Annotated in this window: 7 protein-coding genes; 4 read left to right on the top strand and 3 right to left on the bottom strand. The window is 60.3% G+C overall.

Annotated elements, in window-relative coordinates; translation table 11 throughout:
- Window positions 1–298: 298 nt before the first annotated feature.
- Window positions 299–1246: a serine hydrolase gene (locus KBY74_RS11940; protein ID WP_254942895.1), complete on the bottom strand. Its 948-nt coding sequence runs from the start codon at window positions 1244–1246 to the stop codon at window positions 299–301.
- Between the two features lie 17 nt (window positions 1247–1263).
- Between KBY74_RS11940 and KBY74_RS11945 the strand changes: the two genes are divergently transcribed.
- The 4 genes from KBY74_RS11945 to KBY74_RS11960 all read left to right on the top strand — a co-directional run bounded on the left by KBY74_RS11945 (window position 1264) and on the right by KBY74_RS11960 (window position 3814).
- Window positions 1264–2055, top strand: coding sequence for a C40 family peptidase (locus tag KBY74_RS11945; protein WP_254942896.1), 792 nt, complete (start codon window positions 1264–1266; stop codon window positions 2053–2055).
- 5 nt (window positions 2056–2060) lie between these two features.
- Window positions 2061–3056, top strand: a complete 996-nt coding sequence (locus tag KBY74_RS11950) for a glycosyltransferase family 2 protein (protein WP_254942897.1) — start codon at window positions 2061–2063, stop codon at window positions 3054–3056.
- 103 nt (window positions 3057–3159) lie between these two features.
- A complete protein-coding gene (locus tag KBY74_RS11955; protein ID WP_106632445.1) occupies window positions 3160–3276 on the top strand; it encodes a photosystem I reaction center subunit VIII in 117 nt (38 codons plus the stop codon).
- 46 nt (window positions 3277–3322) lie between these two features.
- Complete coding sequence (locus tag KBY74_RS11960) at window positions 3323–3814, top strand: photosystem I reaction center subunit XI (protein WP_254942898.1); 492 nt, start codon at window positions 3323–3325, stop codon at window positions 3812–3814.
- Window positions 3815–4143: 329 nt separating this feature from the next.
- Here KBY74_RS11960 and psaB read toward each other — a convergent pair whose 3' ends face one another.
- Together psaB and psaA are read right to left on the bottom strand one after the other, a co-directional pair.
- Window positions 4144–6351, bottom strand: a complete 2208-nt coding sequence (psaB, locus tag KBY74_RS11965; RefSeq protein WP_106632412.1) for a photosystem I core protein PsaB — start codon at window positions 6349–6351, stop codon at window positions 4144–4146.
- Between the two features lie 19 nt (window positions 6352–6370).
- Window positions 6371–8674 (bottom strand): photosystem I core protein PsaA, encoded by a 2304-nt coding sequence (gene psaA, locus KBY74_RS11970; RefSeq protein WP_106632413.1) that lies wholly within the window; start codon window positions 8672–8674, stop codon window positions 6371–6373.
- Between the last annotated feature and the right edge of the window lie 629 nt (window positions 8675–9303).

Below are 9303 nucleotides of genomic sequence, written 5' to 3' on the forward strand. Positions count from 1 at the left end.
GGTGGGATGCGATGACCACCTAAATCGGGCACTGCTGAAAGAGTTACACCCGCTGAACAACCAGGGATATGAGGAGAGGGCGCCATGACGACTACAAGGGCTCAGCGCTGGTATTGACCTGCGGCCAGCGCCCTGAATTTGCACGTTCTATGTGGTGTTGGAAATAGTGTTGGAATTGGTATTGGAAATGGCATTGGATTCCGCCTCCACCAAAGGGAAGCGTCGTCTCTTCCCGTGTCACCACTTCGCTCTGAGAGTCACAACGAGGGCCTCCCTCTCCGTTGTCAAGCCCGAATGCTTATTTACGGCTGGCTGCGGCCAGCCGGGCAGCTATCTCGGGTAGGAGCTTGTAATCCTGGGCGCAGGCCTGGCCCTCAGAAAAAATCACCAGCAAGAAAGGCGCAGCTTTTGGCATAGAACCCTCAGCTGACGGCTCCACGTAGGCAGCATCGTGCCGGGCCTGGCTCATCCAGCCCGCCTTGCTCCAGAGGCGAGAGCCAAGAGGCAAACCCTCACCTATGAAGCCATCCACCTGGTTTTCTGGATCCGCAAGCCTCAAGGCCGGATCCAGGCTGCGCGCCAGCAGAGCTGCCATCCGGGCACAAGCCGGCGGCGAGACCAGGGCCGACGCCAGCACGGCCTGCAACAAACGGGCTACAGCGTCGGTATTGAGGCGATTGCGGTTTTCCAGATCGGTGCCGTAATAGACCCGCTCGCGCCCGTAGGGACCATCACCCCAGGTTTTTTGGCAAGCATTACAGCCCTGCAGCTCCGGCCAGCCAAGCTCGCTCAGCCAGCCATTGACAAGCTGACGCTGCTCCACCCAGTGGGCCATGCGCTCGGGGGGCAGAGAAGGGCCGCTGGTGGTGCCACTAAGCAAATCCACCACTAGGGAGGTGGCGTCGTTGCTGGAGTCGCGAATCATGTCTGAAAGGGCACGCCGCAGCTCGGGCGTATCCGCAAGCAAGTCAGCCTGGCGCCAGGCCTCAGCCGCCACTAGGTAAACCAGCTTCACGACGCTGGCTGGATAGCGAGGACGATCCCCAGCCCAGCTCGCCCCCTGCACCGGCTGGGCCCAGAACAGATCGGGATCTAGATCGGCAGCTCGGCCAAGCAAGGGCTGGTCGTAGCGAAGCCAGGTAATGGAGAGGTGCTGGGCTAAGCCAGGCCGCCCCTCCAGCTCAAGAGCCCGCACCAGATCGGCCAGGATCTGAGCCATGGCTGGATCGGGGCTGTAAAAAGCCATCACCGCCGGCCAACGTTGTGGCGAGATTAGCTGTGCTGACAGTAGACACCATCAACCCTGCCCAGCTGGCTGCCGGCACCCCAGCCGCGCCGGAATGGCTCATTCCAGGCACGAACTGGCAGCTCACTGGCAGCATCGACCTCTACAGCCAGGTCCGCGGTGAGGGGCTAGCCAGCCAGGCCTGGACTGGCCGCCACCTGCAAATCCTGACCAGTCCGGCAGCTAAAGGGCCAGGAATGCGCCTGCGGGTACGACTCCTCGACGATGGCTACCCAGGATGGCTTGAACCCGATGCCCTGCTAGGGCGAGCAGTGGCGTGCTCCCCGCCCCAGCCGCAACTCCGGCAGCGCTGCAGCATTGTCCAGCGGATGGAGCAGGTGCTGAGCTTCGCGCAGGCCGCCCAGCGCGTAGCCAACACCTACCTGTGGGGCGGCAGCCTGGGCCCCAACTACGACTGCTCCGGTCTGATGCAGCGGGCCTATGCCAGCGCTGGCATCTGGATTCCGCGCGATGCCTACCTGCAGGAGCGGTTCTGTCAGCCTGTGGCGGTGCACCCGGGCCAGGTGCAGTTGCTGGAGCCTGGCGACCTGATCTTTTTTGGCACACCCCAGCGCTGCAGCCACGTGGGGCTGCACCTAGGGGGCGGCCGCTATTTACACAGCTCCGGCGTCGCCCACGGCCGCAACGGCATCGGCCTCGACGACCTGGCGCCCCAAAACCCCGACCCGGTGGCGCGCCACTACCGACTGGAATTGCGGGGAGCGGGGCGGGTAATGCACAGCCATAACGGCAGTCCCCTACCCACCTAGGGTCGATGCCACAGGCTGACAATGACATGCAGCAAACGGGGGAAGGTCAGGCCGAGCTTTCCGTAGTGGTGCCCCTCTACAACGAGGAGGAGAGCCTGCCCCAGTTGGTGGAGCAGTTGCTGGCGGCACTGCGACCGCTGCAGCTGAGCTTTGAATTGGTGCTGGTAGACGACGGATCCAGGGACGGCACAGCGAAGGTGCTCAGCCAGCTAGTCGCCACGGTTCCGGAGCTGGTGGCCGTGCTGCTGCGCCGCAACTACGGCCAGACGGCGGCAATGGCGGCCGGCTTTGACGCCAGCGGCGGGGCGGTGATCGTGACCCTCGATGGCGATCTGCAGAACGACCCCGCCGATATCCCCCTACTGCTAGCTGAGCTCGACCAAGGCTTCGACCTGGTAAGCGGCTGGCGCCACCAGCGCCAGGATGCGGCCATGCAACGGCTGCTGCCCAGCCGCATCGCCAACAGCCTGATTGCCCGGGTAACTGGGGTGCGACTCCACGACTACGGCTGCTCCCTCAAGGCTTATCGGCGCGAGGTGGTGAGTGACCTCAACCTCTACGGCGAACTCCACCGCTTCCTGCCTGCCCTGGCCTTCATCGAAGGTGCCCGGATCAGCGAGGTGAAGGTAAACCACCATCCCCGGCGTTATGGGGAAAGCAAATACGGACTCGACCGCACCTTCCGGGTATTGATGGACCTGCTGACGGTCTGGTTCATGAAGCGCTTTCTGACCAGACCGATGCACGTCTTCGGCTTCGGGGGCCTGGCCGCCATGGGCGCAGGGCTGCTGATCGGCATCTGGCTTGTAGGCGAGAAACTACTGCTTGGCGCAGACATCGGCGATCGCCCCCTGCTGCTGATGGCCCTACTGAGTTTTCTGACGGGGGTGCAGCTCTTCTGCTTTGGCCTGCTGGCCGAACTGCAGATGCGCACTTACCACGAAAGTCAGGGACGACCGATCTACCGGGTGCGCGGCATCGTGCGCGGATCCGAAAGCTGAGAGGCGGGGCAAAGGGATTGAATTTTTATGTCGCCCTAGCCGGCCCCGCAAGCTGCCACGGGTGGTCTTCGTACAGTATTAACGGTTGCTATTGGCCCGCGCCATGACTGGAGAATTTGCTGCCGCTTGGTTGCCCTCGGTGTTAGTCCCACTTGTTGGAATCCTCGGCCCAGCCGTGGCCATGGCCTTGCTTTTCAACGTAATCGAAGCCCGCGACTGAGCCCGACCCAAGCCGTCGCTCAGCCTCACCGCCTACCCCCGCCACCATGACCGTGACCCCCGTGGCCGACCCCTGCGTCGGCAATCTGGCAACCCCCGTCAACAGCAGCTATTTCAGCCGGGCCTTCATCAATGCCCTGCCCGCCTACCGCCCCTCCCTATCTCCGAACCGTCGTGGTTTGGAAGTGGGCATGGCCCATGGCTTCTTTCTCTACGGACCCTTCGCCGTCTGTGGTCCCCTGCGGCTCACCGAGTACGCCAGCACCGCTGGTTTACTCGCCACCATTGGACTGGTGTCGATCTTGACCGTATGTCTCTCGATCTACGGCACCGCTGGCAACGGACCCAACATCCAGCCGGCTGACGCCACCATCGACAACCCGCCCGCAGACCTGTTCACCAAGGCTGGCTGGGCAGAATTCGCCAGTGGTTTCTGGCTGGGTGGCTGCGGTGGCGCCGCCTTTGCCTGGTTCCTAGCCGGCACTGCGATCGTTGCCCCGCTGGTCAATATCGCTGGCGGCGTCTGGAGCGTCAACTGAATCCCAAGCGGTTTTCCAATCCCCTGAAAGCTCCGCTAAGGCGGGGCTTTTTTATTGGGTGTTTTTACTGGGCGTTTTTATTGAACCTTTATTGGGCCTTTGATTGGGCTGATCTTGTTTGGGGGCAGCCCGATAGATAGTGGCTGCTGGGCCTGGGCCACAAGCCAAGCCTTCGGGACCAGAGAACTATTCCCTTAGGGGGAAAGAGCCAGGGGGTGCGGTGAGAGGCAAGTTAACCAACAAACAATGGTCAATAAAACAATGGACAATAAAAAACCCCAGCTTGCGCCGGGGTTAATTCGTCCCTCGAGGGAGCAAGTAGGCCGCAGTTAGCCGAACTTGCCAGAGGTAGAAGCAATCAGGAAGGCTGCATACGTGAGTATGTAGCCAATAGTGAAGTGAGCAAGACCCACAACACGAGCCTGGACGATCGAAAGAGCGACAGGCTTATCGCGCCAGCCAACAAGGTTGGCAAGCGGGGTGCGCTGATGCGCCCAGACGATGGTCTCGATGAGTTCCTGCCAGTAGCCGCGCCAGGAGATAAGGAACATGAAACCGGTGGCCCAAACCAGGTGACCGAACAGGAACATCCAAGACCAGACGGCCAGGTTGTTGCTGCCAAACGGGTTGTAACCGTTGATCAGCTGGGAGGAGTTAAGCCACAGGTAGTCGCGGAACCAACCCATTAGATAGGTGCTGGATTCGTTGAACTGAGCCACGTTGCCCTGCCAGATGGCGAGGTGCTTCCAGTGCCAGTAGAAGGTGACCCAACCGACGGTATTCAGGGCCCAGAAGACGCTCAGATAGAAAGAGTCCCAGGCACTGATGTCGCAGGTACCACCACGGCCGGGGCCATCGCAGGGGAAGGAATAGCCGAAGTCCTTTTTGTCAGGCATCAGCTTGGAACCCCGGGCATCCAGAGCACCCTTCACCAGGATCAGAGTCGTGGTGTGCAGACCAAGCGCAATGGCGTGGTGAACAAGGAAATCACCAGGACCGATCTGCAGGAAGAGGTCGTTGCCACCATTGATGGCGTCGATCCAACCGGGCAGATAAACCGCACTGGCATTGCTAGCTGCGGATGCGGAATTGGATAGCAGCACATCCATGCCATACATCGCCTTGCCGGAAGCGGCCTGGACGAATTGGGCAAAGACGGGCTCCACCAAGATCTGCTTCTCGGGAGTACCAAAGGCCACGACCACGTCGTTGTGGACGTAGAGACCCAGGGTGTGGAAGCCGAGGAACAGGGAGACCCAGCTCAGGTGGCTGATTATGGCTTCCTTGTGCTCGAGCATCCGGGCCAACACGTTGTCTTTGTTGGCTTCCGGGTCGTAGTCGCGGATGAAGAAGATCGCACCGTGGGCGAACGCACCGCACATCAGGAAGATGGCGATGTATTGGTGGTGGGTATAAAGCGCAGCCTGCGTTGTGTAGTCCTTAGCGATAAACGCATAGGACGGCATCGCATACATGTGCTGGGCCACCAGGCTGGTGACCACACCCAGAGATGCCAAAGCCAGACCAAGCTGGAAGTGGAGCGAGTTGTTGATCGTGTCGTAGAGGCCCTTGTGGCCAGCACCTAGGTCACCAGGGGTGCCCTTGGGTGGGTTGTGGGCTTCAAGAATCTCGCGAATCGAGTGGCCGATACCGAAGTTTGTCCGGTACATGTGGCCAGCGATCACAAAGATGCAACCGATCGCCAGGTGGTGGTGGGCAATGTCCGTGAGCCAAAGGGCTTCCGTTTGGGGGTGGAAGCCACCCAGGAAGGTAAGGATCGCGGTGCCAGAACCCTCAGCAGTTCCGAACTGTTGATAAACGGTGTCTGGGTTCTGGGCATATACACCCCAGTTGCCGGTGAAGAACGGAGCCAAACCAGCGGGGTGAGGCAGCACTGAGAGGAAGTTGTCCCACCCAACGTGCTGACCACGGGCCTCAGGGATAGCCACGTGAACCAGGTGACCGGTCCAAGCGATCGAGCTGAAACCAAACAGAACCGCCAGGTGGTGGTTTAGGCGGGATTCAGCGTTCTTGAACCAGGCCAGGGAAGGCCGGAACTTGGGCTGAAGGTGGAGCCAGCCTGCGAACAGGGCCCAAGCCGACAGGATCATCATGAAGATGGAACCCTGATAAAGCTCAGCGTTGGTTTTCATCCCGATCGTGTACCACCAGTGGTACAGGCCGGAATAAGCAATGTTCACAGGGGAGGTAGCACCAGCCTGGGTGAAGGCTGCGATAGCTCCCTGGCCGAAGTGGGGATCCCAGATCGCGTGAGCGATGGGACGTACATGCAGAGGATCGGCGACCCACTGCTCAAAGTTGCCCTGCCAGGCGATATGGAACAGGTTGCCCGAAACCCAGAGGCCAATGATGGCCAGGTGACCGAAATGGGTGGAGAACAGCTTTTGGTAAAGCCGCTCCTCGGTCATGCCGTCGTGGCTCTCGAAATCGTGAGCCGTGGCAATGCCGTACCAAATCCGGCGGGTTGTCGGGTCCTGTGCCAGACCCTGGCTGAACGAAGGAAATTTCGTTGCCATTGGGAGAGGTCAGAAAAGGTCAGCCGACCGCGACGATGCGGGCCAGGAAGAATGCCCAGGTTGTTGCAATACCGCCCAGCAAATAGTGAGCGACACCGACAGCACGGCCCTGGGTAATGGAAAGCGCCCGCGGTTGGATGGCGGGTGCAACCCTCAGCTTGTTATGAGCCCAGACGATGGACTCGATAAGCTCTTGCCAGTAGCCGCGGCCACTGAACAGGAACATCAGGCTGAAGGCCCAGATGAAGTGGGCTCCAAGGAACATCAAGCCATAAGCACTGGAACTCGAGCCGTAGCTGTTGATCACCTGTGCGGCTTGAGCCCAGAGGAAGTCCCGCAGCCAACCATTAATGGTGATGGCGCTTTGGGCAAAGTTGCCGTTGGTGATGTGCTGGACGCTGCCATCAGCGTTGACGGTGCCCCACACGTCGCTCTGCATCTTCCAGGAGAAGTGGAAAATGACGATCGACAGGGAGTTGTACATCCAGAACAGGCCAAGGAACACGTGGTCCCAAGCCGACACCTGGCAGGTACCGCCACGGCCAGGGCCGTCGCAGGGGAAGCGGAAGCCCAGATTCGCCTTATCAGGGACTAGGCGGGAGCTACGCGCATACAACACACCCTTCAACAGAATCAGCACGGTGACGTGGATCGTGAAGGCGTGGATGTGGTGGACCATGAAGTCGGCCGTTCCCAAAGGAATTGGACCGGCGGCCACCTTGCCGCCCACAGCTACAACGGTGCCGTTGAACACTTCGCTCACACCCGCGAGGGCGTTAGGCGCAGTGCTACCTGCAGCGGCAGCGTGAAGACCCTGAATCCACTGCGCGAAGACAGGCTTCAAGGCAATGGCGGAGTCGCTGAACATGTCTTGGGGACGGCCCAAGGCACGCATGGTGTCGTTGTGGATATAGAGGCCAAAGCTGTGGAAGCCGAGCCAGATGCACACCCAGTTGAGGTGGCTGATCAGGGCATCACGAGCTTTAAGCACCCGGTCCAGCACGTTATCGACGTGCTTGGCGGGGTCGTAATCGCGAATCATCGCGATAGCGGCGTGCGCACCAGCACCCACAACTAAGAAACCACCGATCCACATGTGATGGGTGAAGATCGACAGTTGGGTGGGGTAATCAATCCCGATATAGGGATAGGGAGGCATCGCATACATGTGCTGGGCCACGATGATGCTCAGCGAGCCGAGCATCGCCAGGTTCACAGCCAGTTGGGCGTGCCAGCTGGTGGTCATGAACTCGAAGAGTCCGTCATGACCATTGGGAGCGGGGAACAGCAGGGGATCGCCCTTCTGGCCCTGGAGAATCTCCTTGATGCTGTGACCAATGCCCCAGTTGGTGCGATACATGTGGCCAGCCACGATGAACAACACCGCGATCGCCAAGTGGTGATGGGCGATGTCGGTCATCCAGAGGCTGCCGGTCACAGGATTCAACCCACCTTTAAAGGTGAGGAAATCGCTGTAAGCGGCCCAATTGCCCGTGAAGAAGGCTGAAACGCCAGCCCCGAAACCGGGGAATATCTGGGCGATCACGTCCTGGTTCAGGAACTCGTGGGGCAGGGGAATGTCGGCGTAAGTGGCGATGGTTTTGCCATTGAGCGCCAGCGGCTGGCCGGCGTCGATGGCGTCCATCAGCGCGGTGGTGGGCAGGGACACATGCAGCAGGTGTCCTGTCCAGGAGAGAGATCCCAGACCGAGCAGGCCGGCCAGATGGTGGTTGAGCATCGACTCAACGTTCTGGAACCACTCGAGCTTGGGAGCCGCCTTGTGGTAGTGGAAGACGCCGGCATTGAGCATCAAGCCGGCCATCACCAAAGCACCGATGGCCAGGGCCATCAGCTGGGTTTCATTGGTGATGCCCCAGGCCCTCCACACATGGAAGAGGCCGGAGGTGATCTGAATGCCGTGGAACCCGGCACCCATGTCTCCATTGAGAATTTCCTGGCCGAAAATGGGCCACACCACCTGCGCCGAAGGCTTGACGTGCAGGGGATCGGTCAACCAACCGGTGTAGTTGGAGAAGCGCGCTCCATGGAAGAAGGCGCCACTCAGCCAGATAAAGATGACGGCCAAATGGCCGAAGTGAGCTGAAAAGATCTTGCGAGAGACCTCTTCAAGGTCACTCGTGTGACTGTCGAAATCGTGAGCATTGGCGTGGAGGTTCCAAACCCAGGTGGTGGTTTTGGGACCTTTGGCAAGGCTGCGATCGAAATGGCCGGGCTTGCCGAACAGTTCGAAGGTGGCCGGAACTGGGTTCCGGTCGACCATGGCCTTCGCCTTTTCCCCACGCTCTGGTGGGCTGATGGTCATCGAGACGTTCCTCGAGGGACGGGATCGAGGTGGTGGGTCCACCCCTGCAGCAGGCCGGAGAGCCTGCCGTTGGGCCCCATGAACGACAGGCGACCGAGGCCTCCAATCGTTCATGGGCACCAGCCGGGAAGGGGGTCCGCGAAAACGCGAAACCACTTGCCACAACTGGAGCTTTGGGCCCCAATTAGGGGACCGCTCGCCGAAGTATAGGGGTCGTTTCCGAGAGGTTTTGGCTTGCAGTTACAAAGGTTCAATCCCGGCGCTTCCCAGGCCAGCACAGGGCTTTACAGAACAGAAAGAATCATCTACTTCAACCATCTTGCGGGCAGTTTTTTATTACTTAGAGAGCATCAAAAACAGCCATCTGCCGCATCCATTTCCCCCAGGGTGGCCCCGGCCAGCAGAATGCATCCACTACAAGCTGAGCAACCCAGCGTGGGCGCAGGCAGCGCAACCTATCCAGCCCTCCCGGGTCGCCCCGTGCGATGGCGGCAGCGACTGCTCGCGGTCCTGCTAGTGGCAGCGTTGATGTTGTTGGCTGGCTGCAATCGAGTAGCCGCTAGCCGCAGCAGCGTCCCAGCCCCAGCGCCTCTTCCAGTCCAGGGGCCCAGTGGCCGCTTGCAGGAAGT

It is taken from the genome of Cyanobium sp. A1C-AMD, assembly GCF_024346495.1.
GTDB lineage: Bacteria > Cyanobacteriota > Cyanobacteriia > PCC-6307 > Cyanobiaceae > Cyanobium_A > Cyanobium_A usitatum.